This is a genomic window from Pseudomonas sp. SMN5 (assembly GCF_052041925.1).
In the GTDB taxonomy this organism is placed as follows: Bacteria; Pseudomonadota; Gammaproteobacteria; order Pseudomonadales; family Pseudomonadaceae; genus Aquipseudomonas.
In genome coordinates this window covers 88,460-106,930 of record NZ_JBKGGX010000004.1, presented here as the reverse complement: position 1 = coordinate 106,930, position 18,471 = coordinate 88,460, and the positions used below count along the sequence as shown (strand labels likewise).

Genomic DNA, 18,471 nt, shown 5'->3' with positions numbered 1-18,471 from the left:
TTGACTTGAATCACGACCCCAAGGCCTCCCTGGCCGTCAACTCCTGGAATGAAACGCGTTGCAAGCCCTCGAACCGGTCTAGAGGTGCTGCATCATCTTGCGCACGCCGGCCACGTGCCGACGGCTGACAATCAGCGCGTCGCCATTGAGGCCTTTGAGAAACAGCTGGAAGTGCCCCAGGGGCGTGCGTTGCAGGCGTTCGATACGCTCGCGGGCCACCAAGGCATTGCGGTGGATGCGCACGAAGCGTTCGCCGAACTCGTCTTCGAGCGCCTTGAGCGGCTCGTCCAGCAACACTTCGCCGCTCTCGTGGCGCAGGGTCACGTACTTATGGTCGGCGATGAAATAGACCACCTGGTTCAGTGGGATCAGTTCAATGCCTTTGCGGGTGCGGGCACTGATGTGGCTGCGCGGGCCGCTGCCGCTTTCCGCGGCCGGACGGGTCAACGCCGCCAGTTGCACCCGGTTCGGTCGCTCGGCCTTGCGCAAGGCATCGATCAACGCCTCGGACGCCACCGGCTTGAGCAGATAGCCCACAGAGCCGGCCTGCAACACCTCGGGCGGGAAGTCATCGCGCGTGGTACAGAACACCACGGCCGGCGGTGACTCGCGCTCGCACAACTTCGCCGCAACCTGCAAGCCATCCAGGCCAGGCATGCGAATGTCGAGCAGCACGATATCCGGCTTGTGGCTGTCGATTAAGGCCAATGCCTCTTCGCCATTGGTGGCGCTCGGCTCCAGGACACTGTAACCCTCGAGTTCGCCAACCATTCGGCTCAGGCGCTCGCGGGCCAGTGGTTCGTCATCAACGATCAGGACATTCATATTGCGCTGGATTCCTGCGTGAGTCTCGCACAAGGATAGCGTAGACAGGGCAAGTGACATGCGTCACCGCGATCCACGCTAAGACTGGTCCGAGGGCCAAAAAGTGCCGCGAGGCGGTTGCCTATCTTTACCAGCGCTTGCCGACCGTTACCCGGGGCCCGTTGTCGCACGGCGTCGCCGTAGGGATTGTTGACATTCGATTCGATCAATATGAGCTCCCCCCTTCTTGATAGTGGTCCGGTGCGCCCTGGATGGAAAAAACTACAGTCCTATCGTCCACTGTAGACGGTTGCCGGAACGATATTGCTCAATCGAAAAATATCGTTGCCGCAAAACCTTCGTCGAATGCCTACCTGCCGTTGGAAAAACCTGCCCACCAGTGCCAGCGCCAGCCCCGGCAACCCTGCTATCATCCGCCGCAGCCTTTAACCGCTAATTTCTCAACAGCCGATCACGAGCGAATCATGAGCACTGACAAGACCAATCAGTCCTGGGGCGGCCGCTTCAGTGAACCCGTCGACGCCTTCGTCGCCCGCTTCACCGCCTCCGTCAACTTTGACCAGCGCCTGTATCGCCACGACATCATGGGTTCGATCGCCCACGCCACCATGCTGGCCAAGGTCGGCGTACTGACCGATGCCGAGCGCGACAGCATCATCGATGGCCTGAAAACCATCCAGGCGGAAATCGAGGCCGGCCAGTTCGACTGGCGCGTCGACCTCGAAGACGTGCACATGAACATCGAAGCGCGCCTGACCGACCGCATCGGCGTGACCGGCAAGAAGCTACACACCGGCCGCAGCCGCAACGACCAGGTGGCTACCGACATCCGCCTGTGGCTGCGCGATGAAATCGACCTGATCCTGGGCGAAATCACCCGCCTGCAAAAAGGCCTGCTGGAACAGGCCGAACGCGAGGCCGAAAGCATCATGCCCGGCTTCACCCATCTGCAAACCGCGCAGCCAGTGACTTTCGGGCACCACATGCTGGCCTGGTTCGAAATGCTCAGCCGCGACTACGAGCGGCTGGTCGATTGCCGCAAGCGCACCAATCGCATGCCCCTGGGCAGCGCCGCGCTGGCCGGTACCACCTACCCGATCGATCGCGCCTATACCGCCCAACTGCTGGGCTTCGATGCCGTGGGCGGCAACTCCCTGGATAATGTCTCGGACCGCGATTTCGCCATCGAATTCTGCTCCGCCGCCAGCATCGCAATGATGCACCTGTCACGCTTCTCCGAAGAGCTGGTGCTGTGGACCAGCGCGCAATTCCAATTCATCGATCTGCCCGACCGCTTCTGCACCGGCAGCTCGATCATGCCGCAAAAGAAAAACCCCGACGTCCCGGAGCTGGTGCGGGGCAAGAGCGGCCGGGTGTTCGGCGCGCTGATGGGCCTGCTGACCCTGATGAAAGGCCAGCCGCTGGCCTACAACAAGGACAACCAGGAGGACAAGGAACCACTGTTCGACGCCGCCGACACCCTGCGCGACTCGCTGCGGGCCTTTGCCGACATGATTCCGGCCATCAAGCCCAAGCACACGGTGATGCGCGAGGCCGCCCTGCGCGGTTTCTCCACCGCCACCGACCTGGCCGACTACCTGGTGCGCCGCGGCTTGCCATTCCGCGATTGCCACGAGATTGTCGGCCATGCCGTGAAGTATGGCGTGGACAGCGGCAAGGACCTGGCGGAGATGAGCCTGGACGAACTGCGCCAGTTCAGCGACCAGATCGAGCAGGACGTGTTTGCGGTGCTGACCCTCGAAGGCTCGGTCAATGCCCGTGATCACATCGGCGGTACGGCCCCGGCGCAGGTCAAGGCCGCGGTGGTGCGTGGCCAGGCGTTGCTCGCCAGCCGCTGAAAGCTGAAAGCTGAAAAAGAGCATCGCGAGCAAGCTCGCTCCCACAGGAATTTTGACGGACACACGACTAGTGTCCAACCAAGACCACTGTGGGAGCGAGCCTGCTCGCGATGACCGACTTCAATACACCGCAAGTCTCACTTCTTGGCCGCCACCATCGCCAAAAACTCCGACATCGCTGCCTCTTTATCCGCCGCGATCCGCCGCACGTTCGGGTTCTGCTCCAGCCGCTCCATCAGCGCTTTCGCCGCCGGCATATCCGCCAGCAAGTCGAGATCGAACAATTTCCTGCCCACCTGACACGCCAGTGAAACACTGTAGAGAAAATACAGGTCGGCCAGGCTCAGGCTGTCGCCCGCTACAAACGGCTCGAACTTGCCGTGCCGCCCCAGCGTGGCGAACCCCAGCAGCAATTCGGCCCGGGTCTTTTCCTTGATCGCATCAGGAACCGCCACGCCGAAAAACACCTCGCCATAGCAGGCCCGCCCCGGCAGTTCGATGTAAAGCTCGATCTCCCTGCACATCGAAAGCACCTGGGCGCGCTGGAACGGATCGTCAGGCAGCAGGGCCTTGCCTGGCTGGGTCTGCTCGATATATTCCAGGATCACGCTGGTTTCGTTGATAAACCCGTGTTCGGTTTTCAACACCGGCACCTTGCCGCGAGGGCTGATGGTCAATACCTCCGAAGTCTGGTTGCCGTAGAACGGCACCTCTTCGAAAGGCAGGCCCTTCTCCAGGAGCGCCAGCTTGACCATGTTGTAGTAATTACTGACAGCGAAACCATAAAGCTTGAGCATTTACACTTGCCTCCAGGCCGTGTGGGGTTGGCAGCCCTGGGTTATAGACCGCCTGTACCTTTTGCGCCAGGAGCATCACGCCGCTGAATGCGGGTAGACTGGCGGCTTTCCTACAGGAGCCGGCCATGAGTGAGCCTACCGACATCAACGACGAAGAAGAATTCGTCGAATCGACGCTGATCGAAGCCATTGAAAACCAGATCGAAAGCGACAACCCCCCAGCGGCCAAGGCCACATTCAACAAGCTGACCCTGGTGGGCTACGAACGCGAAGACATTCTCAACCTCATGGCTCATGTTTTGGCCTACGAGATCGACGCCATGCTCGAGGAAGATCGCTCGTTCAATACCCAATGGTACGAAACCGCGCTGCGCGAGTTGCCTGAGTTGCCGCCGGAAAAGAACTGAACCCGCATCTGTAGCGAGGGAGCTTGTTCCCGCCAGGTTGCGAAGCAACCCCAAAAATCTACGCCTGCTTCGCAGTCGAGCGGGAGCAAGCTCCCTCGCCACACCGGATTCCCTCGCATCAAAAGTTTCGCATCTGATCAATCAAAACAAAAAAGCCTGCCTCTGACACTGGACAGCTCGGCCGAGTGCGCTCACCTTAGTGACGCTGTCGTCCAAATTCCTAGAAAGTCTGGAGTCCTTATGTCGCTTACCCCTGAGTTGGTTGCCGAACTGGAAATCCTCGCACTCTTTAACCTGGACAGTTCCCAGGAAGGCCTGAAAATCCATCAGACCGCTGCCCCTAAAGCCATCGCCGCTGCCCAACGCCTGTACGAAAAAGAACTGATCACCCAGCCCGACGGTGGTTACCTGACCAGCCTGGGGCGAGATGCTGCGCAAAATGTGCAGACCGTCCTGACGATACTCAGCGTTCAAGAAGCCGCCTGACTCCCTTGTCGCCCACGGAAATCCTCTGCCAGGATTTCCGCAGGCGCACGGGCATGTCACGTACGCAATTCGATTGTCAGATCCAATGTTCAGCTCAAGAATTCCCCAGTCCGGGCGCTAACCTGCCATCACTTGTAATTTCCCACGCCCGACGCCGCGTGCCGGTTTGAGCTGACATGACCCGCAACCACGAAATACGCCCCGATCTGGACGAGGGAATCGACCGCAAGGTCCTGAGCCAGTTGCGCGCCCGTTTTCTAAAGTTCAACAGCGTACGGATGGAACGTGCCATGGAAGGCCTGTCGCCGCGCCAGCAAGGCGTGCTGACACTGCTGCCGCTGTTTTTCCATGTCAATCATCCGCTGCTGCCCGGCTACGTCTCCAGTAGCACGCCGGCCGGCCTGTCGAACTACGAACCCGATGCCAACATCCTGGCCGAAGCCCAGCGGCTGACCCGCTCGTTCTCCTACAAACCGCGCCACGGCAGCAACCCGCCGCGGCCGATCCATGGATTGTTCCTGATGGGCAGCCTGGGCACCCTGGCCCAGGCCGACCAGAGCGACATGGACGTATGGGTCTGCCACGGTCCGAACCTGAGCGAGGACGAACTGGCCGAGCTGCGCAAAAAATGCCAGTTGCTGGAAGCCTGGGCCGCGACCCAAGGCGCCGAAGCGCATTTTTTCCTGATCGACCCGGCGCGCTTCGTCCAGGGTGAGCGGGACACTCAGCTCAGCTCCGAAAATTGCGGCACGACCCAGCACTACCTGTTGCTCGACGAGTTCTACCGCACCGCGATCTGGCTGGCCGGGCGGACGCCGATCTGGTGGCTGGTGCCGGTCTATGAAGAAGACAACTACGAACAATACACCCATACGCTGATTTCCAAGCGGTTCATCCGCGCCGATGAAACCCTGGATCTCGGCCACCTGGCCTGCATTCCGCCGGGAGAGTTCATCGGTGCCGGTCTCTGGCAGCTGTTCAAAGGCATCGAGTCGCCCTACAAGTCGGTGCTCAAGCTGCTGCTGACCGAGGTCTATGCCAGCGAACACCCGAACGTGCGCTGCCTGAGCCTGCGCTTCAAACAGGCGGTGTTTGCCAACCGCCTGGACCTGGAGGAGTTGGACCCGTACATGGTGGTCTATCGCCGGCTCGAGGAGTACCTCAACGCCCGTGGCGAATCCGAACGCCTGGAGTTGATTCGCCGGGCGCTGTACCTGAAGGTCAATCGCAAACTCACCGGCTCCGCCCGCAGCGGCGGCTGGCAGCGCACGCTGCTGGAACGCCTGGCCAAGGAATGGGGTTGGGACCAGCGACAACTGGCACTGCTGGACAGCCGCAGCCAGTGGAAAGTGCGCCAGGTCAGCCACGAACGACGGGCGCTGGTCAACGAGCTGACCCACAGCTACCGCTTCCTGACACAGTTCGCCCGTAACGAGAAAACCGTCAGCCTGATCAACAAGCGCGATCTCAACGTCCTCGGCCGGCGGCTGTATGCAGCCTTCGAGCGCAAGGCCGACAAGGTCGAGTTCATCAACCCCGGCATCGCCCCGGACCTGGCCGAAGACACCCTGACGCTGGTCCAGTCGCCCAACAAAAAAGAGCCGGGGCAGAACCAGTGGGGACTTTACAACGGCAGCCTCAACGCCCTGGAATGGGAAAATTTCGCGCCGATCAAGCGCTGCCGGGAGTTGCTGGAGCTGCTGACCTGGTGTCATCGCAACGGCGTGATCGACAGCAGCACGCGCTTGGCGCTCCACCCGGGCAGCAGCGACCTGAGCGAGTTCGAGCTGTTCAACTTACTGGGCAGCCTGCAACAGTCCATTGCCCTGCCGCTGAACACGGTCGACGAAGAACAATTGCTGCGGGCCAGCGTGCCCGGCGATGTGTTGATTCTGGTGAATGTCGGCGTCGACCCGCTCAAGCATCACCGCGACCTGAACATCCTGATGACCACCGAGCGCACCGACTCCCTGAGTTATGCCGGCGTGCGGGAAAACCTCGTACTGACCCTCGACCGGGTCACGCTCAACAGCTGGAATGAAGTGCTGGTCAATCGCTTCGACGGTGAACACGCGCTGCTCGACTGCCTGCGCGACTACCTCAACGACCTGCCAGGCACACAGCGCCAGCCACGCCTGCGAGTTCGTTGTTTCTGCCACAACCGCGCGCAATTCATCGCCCGTCGGGTCGAAGAGGTGTTCGAGACAGCGCAGACCCTGCTGCTGAGCAGGCTCAACCACCGCTACCTTATTCAGGTACAACAGCATTATCACGTGCTCGAACTGGTGCCCGGCCAGGTCAATCACGTGGCGCTGAGCAGCCTGTCGGCACTGACCGATTACCTGGGTGAAGAACTGAGCGCCTACAGCCCGTTGCACCTGGATCCGATGGCCTTGGAAGACCACGACCTGGCCGTGATCCTGCCCATGGGCCAGCCCGAGTGCATACAGGTGTTCTACCGGATCAACGAAGACGAAGCCGAGCTGTATGTGCTCGATGAACTCAATGCCCTGTGGCAACAGCACTTGCCGTATCACGACGATCACAGCCTGCTGGTCCCACTGCAGCGCTTCCTGCAATCGGTGCTGTACCGCCGCGACGCGTTGCTGCCGATGGACAGCGCCCAGCCGCTGAGCTTGGAAACCCTGTACTACCAGCTGCTGCCCTCAGGCAGTGGTCGGGCACGGCGGGTCGAGGCACGACAGGCGCCCCAGACGCCGGTGAACAAGCCGTTCTATGACGTGCAGGCGATCATCGGCAAGGCGGCGCACGGCCAGGTGCACGTCACGCTGTACTGCGATCAGCAGGAGTTTTCCGAGCTGGAGCACGGCGACCAGCTGTTCAGCGTGGTCGCCAGGGAGATCGTCGGACAGCGCCGCGAAGCCCAGCGCTATCGTTGCTACATCACCGACCTGGACCTCTCGGGCCTGGTGGGTGACGGTGCCTGTTCGAGCAATCTTTACCTGCGCTACAAGGCCGACCTGGAGCGCGCCCTGAACGAGGCGCTAGCTCTGGTCTGATGTCAGCAGCCGTTCAGAGGTGGAAGTCGCCGCCCGCTTCGGGCTGATACTCGACGTCCAGCAGGGTGAGCTTCAACGTCTTGCCACCCGGGGCCGGCCAGTCGATGTGCTGACCGACCCTCAGGCCCAGCAAGGCGCTGCCTACCGGCGCCAGGATCGAGATCTTGCCTTCGTCGGCATTGGCGTCCTGTGGATAAACCAGAGTCAGATGGTAATCCTTGCCACTGCTCTCCTCGCGACAGTGCACGCGCGAATTCATGGTCACGACATCGGCGGGCACTTCATCGTGGCCCACCAGGGTCTCGGCGCGATCGAGTTCGGTTTGCAACGCAATCACGCCCGGCAGCGTTTCGTCCAGACTGTCGATCAGGCGTTCCAGACGCTGTACGTCCAGGCGGGTAAGGGTGATGGAAGGTGCGGTCATGATCCAGGCAGACTCCTTTCTTCTGCACGAAAAAAGCAAAACCCCGCCACAAGAAGACGGGGTTTTCACAGGCCTCGATGAGTTGAGGCGTTGCCGGACACTAACACAGCTCAATAAATAAACAAGCCAGGCAGGGTCCAGCCGTACCCATGGATAGTTTACGAACTACCGGATGTACGACGCCGAACCCATGTGGCGAGGGAGCTTGCTCCCGCTGGGTTGCGAAGCGCCCCCACATCTTGCGACTGCTGCGCAGCCGAGCGGGAGCAAGCTCCCTCGCCACAAAAGCTTGCAAGGCGAACGGTTATCTCAGAGACCTGCGTTTGAGCGCCTCGGCACAGATCACCCGCCGCCGCTCGTCATCGGCCGAGCGCCATTCGCGGATGTCCTCCACGTGGCGGAAACAGCCGAGGCAGACTTTCTGCTCGTCCAGCTTGCACACGCTGGTGCACGGTGACGGCACGGCGGGGCTGACATTGCTGAAAAGAGGCTTGGGCGCCCGCGCCGGGGCGGTCTGGCTCATGGGGTCACAGGCCTTCGAATTCGAATGCCACACCCGCCTGCTGCTTGACGACACGGTCGAGCAATTCGCCCAACTGCTCTGCGTGTTTGTCGCATACCCAGCGCTCGCTTTCTTCGTCGTAGTCGAAGTGATAACCACCGGACACCGCCGCCAGCCACAACTGCCGCAGCGGCTCCTGGCGACTGAAAATCAGCTGGGTGCCGTTCTCGAACTTGACGGTCAATACGCCGGCGGAGCTTTCCAGGTCGATATCCAGGTCGCTCTCGTCGAAGATGTCCTCCAGCATTTGCTGGGTGGTATCGACCAGATCATGGAAGCGGGCTTCACTCAAACTCATTGCGGCAACCTCGAAAAATGTCTGCTCATGCTCAAGTGCCGCAAGATACGGACGCTGCCCGGCGATTGCAAAGGATATACCGACCCACGGCCACCAGCACCGCCGGACGGGCGCCCCGTTGCATAGGCAAGGCGCCGGGTGGCCGGTATACTCCGGCGCAATTAAAGCATTTTCAAGGATTTCGCCATGAAGCGCCTGATCTCTTCCCTTGCTGCGCTCGTCGCGGTTGCCTGCCTTGTGACAGCCTGTGGTCAAAAAGGTCCGCTGTACCTGCCTGATGACAGCAAGTCCCCTGAAGAGCAGGCCAAGTCGTCGCAATCCAGGTCCCACGCGCACGACACCCACACCACCTACTAAGGGACCGCCATGGACGCTTTTAATTACCGTGGCGGGGAGCTGTTCGCGGAAGGGGTTGCCTTGTCCGCGATCGCCGAGCGCTTCGGCACGCCGACCTACGTCTATTCCCGTGCTCATATCGAAGCCCAGTACCGGACCTTCGCCGACGCTCTGGCCGGCATGCCGCACCTGGTGTGCTTCGCCGTGAAAGCCAACTCCAACCTGGGCGTGCTCAATCTCCTGGCTCGCCTGGGCGCCGGTTTCGACATCGTTTCCGGTGGCGAACTGGAGCGTGTACTGGCAGCCGGCGGCAGCGCCGACAAGATCGTTTTCTCCGGCGTCGGCAAGACCCGCGAAGACATGCGCCGCGCCCTGGAAGTCGGCGTGCATTGCTTCAACATCGAATCCACCGATGAGCTCGAACGCTTGCAAGTCGTCGCCGCCGAGCTGGGCGTGCGCGCGCCGATTTCCCTGCGGGTGAATCCGGACGTCGACGCCGGCACCCACCCGTACATATCCACCGGCCTCAAGGAAAACAAGTTCGGCATCGCCATTGCCGACGCCGAGGACGTGTACGTGCGCGCCGCCCAGCTGCCGAACCTGGAAGTGCTGGGCGTCGATTGCCACATCGGCTCGCAGCTGACCACCCTCGAACCGTTCCTCGATGCCCTTGACCGCTTGCTGGCCCTGGTCGATCGCCTCGGCGATTGCGGCATCCTGCTGCGTCACATCGACCTGGGTGGCGGTGTCGGCGTGCGCTATCGCGATGAAGAGCCGCCGCTGGTGGCCGACTACATCAAGGCCGTGCGCGAGCGCCTCGAAGGCCGCGACCTGGCGCTGATGTTCGAACCGGGCCGCTACATCGTGGCCAACGCCGGCATGCTGCTGACCCGGGTCGAGTACCTCAAGCACACCGAGCACAAGGATTTCGCCATTGTCGATGCGGCCATGAACGACCTGATCCGTCCGGCGCTGTACCAGGCCTGGATGGACGTGACCGCCGTGCGCCCGCGCGATACCGCTCCGCGCAGCTACGATGTCGTCGGGCCGATCTGCGAAACCGGCGACTTCCTGGCCAAAGGCCGGGAGCTGGCGCTGGAAGAAGGTGATCTGCTGGCGGTGCATTCGGCCGGCGCCTATGGGTTTGTCATGAGCTCGAACTACAACACCCGCGGGCGTTGCGCGGAGGTGCTGGTGGATGCTGACCAAGCCTTCGAAGTGCGTCGCCGCGAGACGGTAGCCGAGTTGTTCGCCGGCGAAAGCCTGCTGCCGGAGTAAGGCCATGCTGCTGCGTTTTACCAAGATGCACGGCCTGGGCAATGACTTCATGGTCCTCGACCTGGTCAGCCAGCACGCGCACATCCTGCCCAAGCACGCCAAGCAATGGGGTGACCGGCACACCGGTATCGGTTTCGACCAGTTGCTGATCGTCGAGGCGCCCAACAACCCGGACGTCGACTTCCGCTACCGGATCTTCAACGCCGACGGTTCGGAAGTGGAGCAATGCGGCAACGGTGCGCGCTGCTTCGCCCGCTTCGTGCTGGACAAACGCCTGACCGCCAAGCGGCGGATTCGCGTCGAGACCAAGAGCGGCATCATCGAACTGGATGTGCGCAATGACGGCCAGATCAGCGTCAACATGGGCGCTCCGCGCCTGGTGCCGGCGGACATTCCGTTCCAGGCCCCGGCCCAGGCCCTGAGCTATCCGCTGGAAGTCGACGGCACGACGGTGGATGTGGCCGCACTATCCATGGGCAACCCTCATGCGGTACTGCGGGTGGACGACATCAACGGCGCCCCGGTCCACGAACTGGGCCCGAAGATCGAGCATCATCCGCGCTTCCCGGCACGGGTGAACGTCGGCTTCCTGCAAGTGATCGACCGCCACCGTGCGCAATTGCGCGTCTGGGAGCGCGGCGTCGGCGAAACCCAGGCCTGCGGCACCGGAGCCTGCGCCGCCGCGGTCGCTGCAATCAGCCAGGGCTGGATGGATTCGCCCCTGTTGATCGACCTGCCCGGCGGGCGCCTGTCCATCGAATGGGCCGGCCCTGGCCAACCGGTGATGATGACCGGCCCGGCAGTGCGCGTATACGAAGGACAAGTTCGTCTTTGAGTGAGCCAAACCCATGACCGACAAGCCACAGGTTCCCACCCCGCAGCCCGACGAATCCCCGGCCGCACTCCCGGACGCTGCGGCCGTGGCCGCTTATCTGGACGCTCATCCGGACTTCTTCGTCGAGCATGAAGAGTTGCTGGCGACGATGCGCATCCCCCATCGGCGCGGTGACACCGTGTCGCTGGTGGAGCACCAGATGAAGATCCTGCGCGAGCGCAACATCGAAATGCGCCATCGCCTGTCGCACCTGATGGACGTGGCCCGGGACAACGACCGGCTCTTCGACAAGACCCGTCGGTTGATCCTGGCGCTGATGGACGCCAGCACCCTCGAAGATGTGGTGATGAGTGTCGAAGACAGCCTGCGCCAGGATTTCCAGGTGCCGTTTGTCAGCCTGATCCTGTTTGGCGACAACGCCATGCCGGTGGGCCGCTGGGTGACCCACGCCGACGCGCAGACGGCCATTGGCGGCCTGCTTACGGAAAACAAAAGCGTCAGCGGCAGCCTGCGCGAACATGAACTGGATTTCCTGTTCGGCGAAGAGCAACGCAAGCAGATCGGTTCCACGGCCGTGGTCGCCATTGCCCATCAGGGCGTGCACGGTGTGTTGGCCATCGCCAGCCGCGACCCGCAGCACTACAAGAGTTCGGTGGGTACGCTGTTCCTGAGCTACATCGCCGAAGTCACCGGTCGCGTGCTGCCTCGGGTTGCCGGCTCACTGCGCTCGGTACGCTGATGATGGAGCGGCAACTGGACGCCTACTGCGAACATTTGCGCAGTGAGCGCCAGGTGTCGCCTCACACGCTATCAGCCTACCGTCGTGACCTGGAGAAAGTCCTGGGCTGGTGCCAGAAGCAGAACATCGGCAGTTGGCAGACGCTGGACATCCAGCGCTTGCGCAGCCTGATCGCCCGTCTGCACCAACAGGGCCAATCCTCCCGCAGCCTGGCACGCCTGTTGTCGGCGGTACGCGGCCTGTATCAATACCTGAACCGCGAAGGCCTGTGCGATCACGACCCGGCCACCGGCCTGGCGCCGCCCAAGGGCGAACGCCGGTTGCCGAAAACCCTCGACACCGACCGCGCCCTGCAACTGCTCGAAGGCGCCGTCGAGGATGATTTCCTGGCCCGGCGAGACCAGGCGATCCTCGAGCTGTTCTATTCATCCGGCCTGCGCCTTTCCGAGCTGACCGGGCTGAACCTTGATCAGCTGGACCTGGCCGATGGCATGGTCCAGGTGCTCGGCAAGGGCAGCAAGACCCGCCTGTTGCCCGTCGGGCGCAAGGCCCGGGAAGCGCTGGAGGCCTGGTTGCCATTGCGCGCGTTGGCCAACCCCGCCGACGACGCGGTGTTCGTCAGCCAACGGGGTCGACGCCTCGGCCCGCGGGCGATCCAATTGCGGGTCAAGGCGGCCGGCGAACGCGAGCTGGGGCAGAACCTGCATCCGCACATGCTCAGGCACTCCTTCGCCAGCCATCTGCTGGAATCCTCCCAGGACCTGCGTGCCGTCCAGGAATTGCTCGGTCACTCGGACATCAAGACGACCCAGATCTACACCCATCTGGACTTCCAGCACCTGGCGACGGTCTATGACAGTGCCCACCCCAGGGCCAAACGCATCAAGGGCGACGAATCATGACCATCGAGCTCATCACTTTCGACCTGGACGATACGCTGTGGGATACCGCCCCGGTGATCGCCAGCGCCGAAGCCGTATTACGCCAGTGGCTGACCGACAACGCACCGAATCTGGGCGGCGTGCCGGTGGAGCACCTGTGGGCGATTCGCGAGCAAGTGCTACGTGAAGAGCCCGGCCTGAAGCATCGCATCAGCGCGCTGCGCCGACGGGTACTGTTCCGGGCCTTGCAAGACGCCGGCTATGACCAGTGGCAAGCGTCGGAACTGGCGGACCAGGCGTTCGAAACGTTCCTCCACGCCCGTCATCAACTGGATATCTTTCCCGAGGTTCAGCCGACCCTGGAAGTCCTGGCCAACCACTTCGCCCTCGGCGTGGTCACCAACGGCAACGCCGACGTGCGTCGCCTGGGCCTGGCGGACTATTTCAAGTTCGCCTTGTGCGCCGAAGACATCGGCATCGCCAAGCCAGACGCCCGGCTGTTCCACGAAGCCCTGCAACGCGGCGGCGCCACCGCGCAAACCGCTGTGCACATCGGTGACCATCCGGGCGACGACATCGCCGGCGCCCAACAGGCCGGCCTGCGCGCCGTGTGGTTCAATCCGACGGGCAAGACCTGGGAGGCCGAACACAAACCGGATGCCGAGATCCGCAGCCTGACCGAACTGCCGAAGTTGCTGGCGGGCTGGCATAGCCAGCCCTGAGCCTGCAATCACCTCAATCCCCCTGTGGGAGCGAGCCTGCTCGCGATAGCGGTGGGTCAGCTTGCATCGATGTCGGATGTACCGCCACCATCGCGAGCAGGCTCGCTCCCACATGAGACACAACCAACCTGAAACTTTATCCGGCCCATGAAAAAGCCCGCAGCGACGGCGGGCTTTTTCAGCAAGCAAGAAGCAGAAACTCAGATAGGGCGGCTGCCGTACTTGTTGTCGGGCTTCTTGGGCGGATCGGCGACCACGTTGGCCTCCACTTCCTGCACCTTTCCACCCCTGGCCAGGAATTCCTCCATGGCCTTGGCGAGCGCATCACGCTCCTTGTTCTTGGCCTCTACGCTTGGCAACTCGTCGACCGACACCGCCGCCTTGGCCTTGCCTTTGGCGGTCGGGGCTGGAACGTCGGCCCCATCGTCATCGGCAACGTCTTCGGCCGCTGCTTCAAGACCGTCCTCGGCCTCGTCTTCGTCGCCTACTTCGAGGTCGTCGTTTTCCAGATCATCGTCGCTCATGTTCTACCTCATGACTTGCGAAAAGCAGATTAGTTATAGACCAGCTTCGCCAACAGTTCGAAGGCTGCCAGAAAAAATTCAACATCCGCCGGCAACCGGCAGTTATGCCTCTTCACCGTACAAGGTGGCGAGGACTTTACGAGCACCGCCATGATCACGGTGCTCGCCCAGATAGACACCTTGCCAGGTTCCCAATGCCAGCCGTCCCGCCGTGACCGGAAGGCTGAGCTGGCAGCCGAGCACGCTGGCCTTGAAGTGCGCCGGGAGGTCGTCCAGGCCTTCGTCGTTGTGCTCGTAATCGGCGGTTCCTTGTGGGATCAGCCGATTGAAAAATCGTTCGAAGTCTCGACGAACCGCCGGATCGGCGTTCTCGTTGATGGTCAACGAGGCCGAGGTATGCTGCAGCCACAGATGCAACAGACCGACACGACATGCCTTGAGTTCAGGCAGGCCGGCAACCAACTCGTCCGTCACCAGGTGAAAGCCTCGGGGCCTGGCCCGCAGGGTGATCAGCTTCTGTTGCCACATACAGATCTCCGCACGTTCGGCGCGCATTCTAGCGCGCTCAGGAAAAAAACAAAGAGCCTAATATTCCTCCTTCGATGTAAGCCTTTGGCGGTAGAAAACCATGTCGCTTACATGACAAAGGACGTCGGAAAAACCGGCACCTCATGTGAGCAATGACAAATGCCAGGCAAAAAAATGCCCGGCAAGGCCGGGCATTTTTTCAGTGCGCGTACTTACAGGTTGTAGCCGCGTTCGTTGTGCTGGGCCAGGTCCAGGCCCACCGCTTCTTCTTCCTCGGTGACACGCAGCCCCATGACGGCGTCCAGCACCTTGAGGATGATGAAGGTGACGATCGCGGTGTAGATCACCGTGAACCCGACACCCTTGATCTGAATCCACACTTGCGTGCCGATGTCGGTCACGGTGCCGAAGCCACCCAGGGCCGGTGCCGCGAAGACACCGGTCAGGATCGCGCCGAGGATACCGCCGATGCCATGCACGCCGAAGGCATCCAGGGAGTCGTCATAACCGAGCTTGCGTTTGAGGGTGGTGGCGCAGAAGAAGCACACCACGCCCGCCGCCAGCCCGATGACCAGGGCTCCCATCGGGCCCACGGTGCCGGCGGCCGGGGTGATCGCCACCAGGCCGGCCACCACGCCCGAGGCAATGCCCAGCGCGCTTGGCTTGCCGTGAGTAATCCACTCGGCAAACATCCAGCCCAGCGCCGCCGCAGCGGTAGCGATCTGGGTCACCAGCATCGCCATGCCGGCGGTGCCGTTTGCGGCCACGGCGGAGCCGGCGTTGAAGCCGAACCAGCCGACCCACAGCATGGCCGCGCCCATCAGGGTGTAACCCAGGTTATGCGGGGCCATCGGCGTGGTCGGGAAGCCCTTGCGCTTGCCCAACACCAGGCACGCCACCAGGCCCGCGATACCGGCGTTGATGTGCACCACGGTGCCGCCGGCGAAGTCCAGCACGCCCCAGTCCCACATCAGGCCACCGTTGCCGGACCAGACCATGTGCGCGATCGGTGCGTAGACCAGGGTGAACCACACGCCCATGAAAATCAGCATGGCGGAGAATTTCATCCGCTCGGCAAACGCACCGACGATCAGCGCCGGGGTGATGATCGCGAACGTCATCTGGAACGTGATGAACACCGCTTCAGGGAACAGTGCAGTCGGCCCGGTGATGCTGGCCGGCGTGACGCCCGCCAGGAACGCCTTGCCCAGGCCGCCGATGAAGGAGTTGAAATTGACGACGCCCTGCTCCATGCCGGTAGTGTCGAACGCGATGCTGTAGCCATAGATGACCCACAGAATGCTGATCAGACCGGTAATGGCAAAGCATTGCATCATCACGGAAAGCAGGTTTTTCGAACGCACCATGCCGCCATAGAACAGCGCCAGGCCTGGAATGGTCATGAACAGGACGAGAATGGTGGCAGTCAGCATCCAGGCGGTGTCGCCGGAATTGAGGACAGGGGCTGCCGCTTCTTCTGCCATGGCCAGGCCAGGCATTACGAAGGACAACAGGGCTCCTAGCCCTGCGAATTTACGCAGAGTCATATTGTTTTCTCCTGGGGCGTTGGGTTGGGCGGCTTAGATGGCGTCGGTATCGGTTTCGCCGGTACGGATGCGAATAGCCTGTTCCAGATTGACCACGAAGATTTTCCCGTCACCGATCTTGCCGGTGTTGGCGGCCTTGGTAATCGCTTCGATCACCCGGTCCAGATCCTTGTCGTCGATGGCCACATCGATCTTCACCTTGGGCAGGAAATCGACCACGTATTCCGCGCCGCGATACAGCTCGGTGTGGCCTTTTTGCCGACCGAAGCCTTTGACCTCAGTAACGGTAATGCCCTGCACGCCGATCTCGGACAACGACTCGCGCACGTCGTCCAACTTGAACGGCTTGATGATGGCAGTGACTAGCTTCATGAAACTTTCTCCCGAATTGGTGGACTTGCCCCAGGAAAACAAACCCGACTCAAGTCTAAGCGCAGTGCCTGGCTTTGTAACGCGTCGTCGGCCCAAGTTGCCCGACAGGCGCCAGTCAACCGTTCCTGACGAAGCTCCCCGCTTCGTCTGCTGCACTGCATTCGTCACAACGACTGCATCAGTGCAAGGGTCACCAGCCTCTAAGCAGAAACCTTGCCATCTGTGCCCAACTCTACTGATTTCAGGGGCTTACCCACTGAACCCGGTTCAACGGCCCCGCGAACCGCAGCGATACGCACAACAACAGTGCGACGACGCCCGGCCCCGTGCGCGAAAAGCGTGCAGCCATGCTTGCCAATGGCGACAGACACTGCGTGATACACTGCCCGCCATTGTTTCCAGGACACCTGACATGCTTGCACCCAAAGATCTCCTCGACGCCCTGAGCGGCCATGCCGCCCGCCTCCTGAGCGGTGATACCGCGCTGCCCAAGAGCGAAATCGAAAGCCAGTTCAAGGCCCTGCTGCAAAGTGGTTTCAGCAAGCTGGACCTGGTGAGCCGGGAAGAATTCGACAGCCAGATGGTGGTGCTGGCCCGGACCCGGGCACGGCTGGAAAGCCTGGAGGCGAAGGTCGCTGAGCTGGAAGCGCGGTTGGCGCCAGCAGAGCAATAACGACTTCGGGTCGTCACGACTGACCTTATGGATTTCTCCACGAGGTCAATCCTGGGTGGGCACCATCGGCAGCTCTAGCGCAAACAGCGCCCCGAGACCCGGCCCGTCGCTTTGCACCATCAATTCACCACCCATTTCATGGGCCGCCAGGATACAACTGTGCAAGCCGAAACCATGGCCGTCGACCCGTGTCGTGAAACCGTGCTCGAACACGCGGGTGAGATTGCCCATGGATATACCCTCGCCGTTGTCCTCGACCTCGACTCTCACTCGCTTGTTTTCCACGGCCTTCAGACGCAGAACGATCCGGGAAGGCCGGTCCTCGACCGGATCGAGGGCCTGCTTGGCGTTATTGACCAGGTTGATCAGAATTTGCAGCACCTTGTGTTTATCCAAGGGCATCGGCGGGACGTCGTCGAGCTCCTTGACCACCGTCACATGATGGCGCGCCAGGGAAACATGGCAGATACGCACCACGTCCTCGATCAACTCTCGCAACGAACCCGGCTCCAACACACTTGAGTTGCCGGCATACGCCTGCTGTGTGGCGACGATTTCCTTGACATGGTCAATGCTTTTGGTGAGCTGCGCCAACTCATTGATCATGCTCTGCTGTTCGATCGCCAGCGACTCGGCGAGCTTGCCCAGATATTCCGGCAGGGCGCGGCCCTTCGGGTCGCTGCTGAAAAACTCACCCAAGTCGTGGGAATGTTCTTTCATCAACTGCACGACCTTCGCGACTCCCTGCCCTTTGGACGCGTGCACTTTGTCGTACAGGAGCTGGGCTGACACATTGACACTGTTAAGCACATTGCCCACGTTATGCAGCACATTGGTCGCGATTTCCGCCATGCCGGCCCGACGCGCCGTGGTCACCAATTCAGCCTGCGCCTCGCGCAACTCATCGTTGACCCTTGCCAGTTGCTGGGGGCTGGGAATCTTCAGTGCCGCAGGCACCAGCCGGACCAGCAGGACGGCGGTAATCACCGAGGCAATCGCAGTGATCACCTTAACCAGCGCCGACAGCCAGTAGTAAGGTTGCCAGATGGTCAGGATCTCCATGACATGGCTGGTCCCACAGGCCAGGATAAAGACGCCGAAGGCCGCCAGCATCCAGTCGAACGGGACATCCTTGCGTTTGTGGATGAAGTACAGAAGCGTGAAGGGAATGGTGACGTAGGACAGGGTGATCAAGCCATCGGCGATGACATTGGTCCACAGCAAATCCGGCCGCCACATATAGCAATGTCCGTGGGGCATGAAGCGCTTGTCGGTTAACAGAGCCAGCAGATCGTTCATGGCCACTTCCTCCCTGTGCCGTCGATACCGCCCGAGTGCCGACCGGGCAAATCGGAGTC

At 61.6% G+C, this 18,471-nt stretch carries 21 protein-coding genes; 11 read left to right on the top strand and 10 right to left on the bottom strand.

Annotation, left to right across the window (positions count from 1 at the left end; genetic code table 11):
• Window positions 1-78: 78 nt before the first annotated feature.
• Window positions 79-825 carry a LytR/AlgR family response regulator transcription factor gene (locus ACLEJR_RS05405; RefSeq protein ID WP_440796059.1) on the bottom strand — a complete coding sequence of 249 codons (747 nt, stop codon included), beginning with the start codon at window positions 823-825 and terminating at the stop codon, window positions 79-81.
• Window positions 826-1,289: 464 nt separating this feature from the next.
• On the opposite strand from ACLEJR_RS05405, the gene argH reads away from it, so the two are divergent.
• Window positions 1,290-2,684: an argininosuccinate lyase gene (gene argH, locus ACLEJR_RS05400; RefSeq protein ID WP_440796061.1), complete on the top strand. Its 1,395-nt coding sequence runs from the start codon at window positions 1,290-1,292 to the stop codon at window positions 2,682-2,684.
• A 137-nt stretch (window positions 2,685-2,821) separates the two neighbouring features.
• On the opposite strand, the gene ACLEJR_RS05395 is transcribed toward argH, so the two are convergent.
• The gene (locus ACLEJR_RS05395; RefSeq protein WP_440812605.1) at window positions 2,822-3,481 is read right to left on the bottom strand and encodes a glutathione S-transferase family protein; all 660 of its coding nucleotides are present in this window, start codon (window positions 3,479-3,481) and stop codon (window positions 2,822-2,824) included.
• Window positions 3,482-3,606: 125 nt separating this feature from the next.
• On the opposite strand from ACLEJR_RS05395, the gene ACLEJR_RS05390 reads away from it, so the two are divergent.
• The 3 genes from ACLEJR_RS05390 to ACLEJR_RS05380 all read left to right on the top strand — a co-directional run bounded on the left by ACLEJR_RS05390 (window position 3,607) and on the right by ACLEJR_RS05380 (window position 7,394).
• The gene (locus ACLEJR_RS05390) at window positions 3,607-3,888 is read left to right on the top strand and encodes a hypothetical protein (RefSeq protein WP_440812603.1); all 282 of its coding nucleotides are present in this window, start codon (window positions 3,607-3,609) and stop codon (window positions 3,886-3,888) included.
• 240 nt (window positions 3,889-4,128) lie between these two features.
• On the top strand, window positions 4,129-4,374 hold the full coding sequence (locus tag ACLEJR_RS05385) for a TIGR02647 family protein (protein WP_041022651.1): 246 nt from the start codon (window positions 4,129-4,131) through the stop codon (window positions 4,372-4,374).
• Window positions 4,375-4,550: 176 nt separating this feature from the next.
• Window positions 4,551-7,394, top strand: coding sequence for a class I adenylate cyclase (locus ACLEJR_RS05380; RefSeq protein WP_440812600.1), 2,844 nt, complete (start codon window positions 4,551-4,553; stop codon window positions 7,392-7,394).
• Window positions 7,395-7,407: 13 nt separating this feature from the next.
• Here ACLEJR_RS05380 and rnk read toward each other — a convergent pair whose 3' ends face one another.
• From rnk to cyaY, 3 genes are all read right to left on the bottom strand, one after another.
• Window positions 7,408-7,818, bottom strand: coding sequence for a nucleoside diphosphate kinase regulator (rnk, locus tag ACLEJR_RS05375; RefSeq protein WP_440796069.1), 411 nt, complete (start codon window positions 7,816-7,818; stop codon window positions 7,408-7,410).
• A gap of 304 nt (window positions 7,819-8,122) precedes the next feature.
• Window positions 8,123-8,341, bottom strand: a complete 219-nt coding sequence (locus ACLEJR_RS05370) for a DUF1289 domain-containing protein (RefSeq protein WP_440796071.1) — start codon at window positions 8,339-8,341, stop codon at window positions 8,123-8,125.
• A gap of 4 nt (window positions 8,342-8,345) precedes the next feature.
• Window positions 8,346-8,678 (bottom strand): iron donor protein CyaY, encoded by a 333-nt coding sequence (gene cyaY, locus ACLEJR_RS05365; RefSeq protein ID WP_440796073.1) that lies wholly within the window; start codon window positions 8,676-8,678, stop codon window positions 8,346-8,348.
• Between the two features lie 186 nt (window positions 8,679-8,864).
• On the opposite strand from cyaY, the gene lptM reads away from it, so the two are divergent.
• The 6 genes from lptM to ACLEJR_RS05335 are packed head-to-tail and all read left to right on the top strand — an operon-like array spanning window position 8,865 to window position 13,469.
• On the top strand, window positions 8,865-9,035 hold the full coding sequence (gene lptM, locus ACLEJR_RS05360; RefSeq protein ID WP_440796075.1) for an LPS translocon maturation chaperone LptM: 171 nt from the start codon (window positions 8,865-8,867) through the stop codon (window positions 9,033-9,035).
• 9 nt (window positions 9,036-9,044) lie between these two features.
• Window positions 9,045-10,292 carry a diaminopimelate decarboxylase gene (gene lysA / locus ACLEJR_RS05355; RefSeq protein WP_440812597.1) on the top strand — a complete coding sequence of 416 codons (1,248 nt, stop codon included), beginning with the start codon at window positions 9,045-9,047 and terminating at the stop codon, window positions 10,290-10,292.
• A gap of 4 nt (window positions 10,293-10,296) precedes the next feature.
• A complete protein-coding gene (gene dapF / locus ACLEJR_RS05350) occupies window positions 10,297-11,127 on the top strand; it encodes a diaminopimelate epimerase (RefSeq protein ID WP_440796079.1) in 831 nt (276 codons plus the stop codon).
• A 13-nt stretch (window positions 11,128-11,140) separates the two neighbouring features.
• The gene (locus ACLEJR_RS05345) at window positions 11,141-11,866 is read left to right on the top strand and encodes a DUF484 family protein (protein ID WP_440796081.1); all 726 of its coding nucleotides are present in this window, start codon (window positions 11,141-11,143) and stop codon (window positions 11,864-11,866) included.
• 2 nt (window positions 11,867-11,868) lie between these two features.
• Window positions 11,869-12,768, top strand: a complete 900-nt coding sequence (gene xerC / locus ACLEJR_RS05340) for a tyrosine recombinase XerC (RefSeq protein WP_440796185.1) — start codon at window positions 11,869-11,871, stop codon at window positions 12,766-12,768.
• Window positions 12,765-13,469 carry an HAD family hydrolase gene (locus tag ACLEJR_RS05335; RefSeq protein ID WP_440812595.1) on the top strand — a complete coding sequence of 235 codons (705 nt, stop codon included), beginning with the start codon at window positions 12,765-12,767 and terminating at the stop codon, window positions 13,467-13,469. Before xerC ends, ACLEJR_RS05335 begins: the two co-directional genes overlap by 4 nt.
• A 200-nt stretch (window positions 13,470-13,669) precedes the next feature.
• Here ACLEJR_RS05335 and sutA read toward each other — a convergent pair whose 3' ends face one another.
• The 4 genes from sutA to glnK all read right to left on the bottom strand — a co-directional run bounded on the left by sutA (window position 13,670) and on the right by glnK (window position 16,440).
• A complete protein-coding gene (sutA, locus tag ACLEJR_RS05330; protein WP_440796085.1) occupies window positions 13,670-13,993 on the bottom strand; it encodes a transcriptional regulator SutA in 324 nt (107 codons plus the stop codon).
• 102 nt (window positions 13,994-14,095) lie between these two features.
• Entirely contained in the window at window positions 14,096-14,521 is a 426-nt protein-coding gene (locus tag ACLEJR_RS05325; protein WP_440812593.1) for a secondary thiamine-phosphate synthase enzyme YjbQ, read from the bottom strand.
• Between the two features lie 212 nt (window positions 14,522-14,733).
• A complete protein-coding gene (locus ACLEJR_RS05320) occupies window positions 14,734-16,068 on the bottom strand; it encodes an ammonium transporter (RefSeq protein WP_440812591.1) in 1,335 nt (444 codons plus the stop codon).
• 33 nt (window positions 16,069-16,101) lie between these two features.
• Window positions 16,102-16,440: a P-II family nitrogen regulator gene (glnK, locus tag ACLEJR_RS05315; protein ID WP_002555808.1), complete on the bottom strand. Its 339-nt coding sequence runs from the start codon at window positions 16,438-16,440 to the stop codon at window positions 16,102-16,104.
• Window positions 16,441-16,852: 412 nt separating this feature from the next.
• Here glnK and ACLEJR_RS05310 point away from each other — a divergent pair, with 412 nt between their 5' ends.
• A complete protein-coding gene (locus ACLEJR_RS05310; protein WP_440796091.1) occupies window positions 16,853-17,113 on the top strand; it encodes an accessory factor UbiK family protein in 261 nt (86 codons plus the stop codon).
• Window positions 17,114-17,158: 45 nt separating this feature from the next.
• Here the strand turns inward: ACLEJR_RS05310 and ACLEJR_RS05305 are convergent, their stop codons facing one another.
• Complete coding sequence (locus ACLEJR_RS05305; protein ID WP_440812589.1) at window positions 17,159-18,412, bottom strand: sensor histidine kinase; 1,254 nt, start codon at window positions 18,410-18,412, stop codon at window positions 17,159-17,161.
• Between the last annotated feature and the right edge of the window lie 59 nt (window positions 18,413-18,471).

Excerpts from the sequence above, each read along its gene's own strand:
- ACLEJR_RS05405 (WP_440796059.1), bottom strand. The coding sequence starts at position 825 with ATGAATGTCCTGATCGTTGATGACGAACCACTGGCCCGCGAGCGCCTG.
- argH (WP_440796061.1), top strand. The coding sequence starts at position 1,290 with ATGAGCACTGACAAGACCAATCAGTCCTGGGGCGGCCGCTTCAGTGAA.
- ACLEJR_RS05395 (WP_440812605.1), bottom strand. The coding sequence starts at position 3,481 with ATGCTCAAGCTTTATGGTTTCGCTGTCAGTAATTACTACAACATGGTC.
- ACLEJR_RS05390 (WP_440812603.1), top strand. The coding sequence starts at position 3,607 with ATGAGTGAGCCTACCGACATCAACGACGAAGAAGAATTCGTCGAATCG.
- ACLEJR_RS05385 (WP_041022651.1), top strand. The coding sequence starts at position 4,129 with ATGTCGCTTACCCCTGAGTTGGTTGCCGAACTGGAAATCCTCGCACTC.
- ACLEJR_RS05380 (WP_440812600.1), top strand. The coding sequence starts at position 4,551 with ATGACCCGCAACCACGAAATACGCCCCGATCTGGACGAGGGAATCGAC.
- rnk (WP_440796069.1), bottom strand. The coding sequence starts at position 7,818 with ATGACCGCACCTTCCATCACCCTTACCCGCCTGGACGTACAGCGTCTG.
- ACLEJR_RS05370 (WP_440796071.1), bottom strand. The coding sequence starts at position 8,341 with ATGAGCCAGACCGCCCCGGCGCGGGCGCCCAAGCCTCTTTTCAGCAAT.
- cyaY (WP_440796073.1), bottom strand. The coding sequence starts at position 8,678 with ATGAGTTTGAGTGAAGCCCGCTTCCATGATCTGGTCGATACCACCCAG.
- lptM (WP_440796075.1), top strand. The coding sequence starts at position 8,865 with ATGAAGCGCCTGATCTCTTCCCTTGCTGCGCTCGTCGCGGTTGCCTGC.
- lysA (WP_440812597.1), top strand. The coding sequence starts at position 9,045 with ATGGACGCTTTTAATTACCGTGGCGGGGAGCTGTTCGCGGAAGGGGTT.
- dapF (WP_440796079.1), top strand. The coding sequence starts at position 10,297 with ATGCTGCTGCGTTTTACCAAGATGCACGGCCTGGGCAATGACTTCATG.
- ACLEJR_RS05345 (WP_440796081.1), top strand. The coding sequence starts at position 11,141 with ATGACCGACAAGCCACAGGTTCCCACCCCGCAGCCCGACGAATCCCCG.
- xerC (WP_440796185.1), top strand. The coding sequence starts at position 11,869 with ATGGAGCGGCAACTGGACGCCTACTGCGAACATTTGCGCAGTGAGCGC.
- ACLEJR_RS05335 (WP_440812595.1), top strand. The coding sequence starts at position 12,765 with ATGACCATCGAGCTCATCACTTTCGACCTGGACGATACGCTGTGGGAT.
- sutA (WP_440796085.1), bottom strand. The coding sequence starts at position 13,993 with ATGAGCGACGATGATCTGGAAAACGACGACCTCGAAGTAGGCGACGAA.
- ACLEJR_RS05325 (WP_440812593.1), bottom strand. The coding sequence starts at position 14,521 with ATGTGGCAACAGAAGCTGATCACCCTGCGGGCCAGGCCCCGAGGCTTT.
- ACLEJR_RS05320 (WP_440812591.1), bottom strand. The coding sequence starts at position 16,068 with ATGACTCTGCGTAAATTCGCAGGGCTAGGAGCCCTGTTGTCCTTCGTA.
- glnK (WP_002555808.1), bottom strand. The coding sequence starts at position 16,440 with ATGAAGCTAGTCACTGCCATCATCAAGCCGTTCAAGTTGGACGACGTG.
- ACLEJR_RS05310 (WP_440796091.1), top strand. The coding sequence starts at position 16,853 with ATGCTTGCACCCAAAGATCTCCTCGACGCCCTGAGCGGCCATGCCGCC.
- ACLEJR_RS05305 (WP_440812589.1), bottom strand. The coding sequence starts at position 18,412 with ATGAACGATCTGCTGGCTCTGTTAACCGACAAGCGCTTCATGCCCCAC.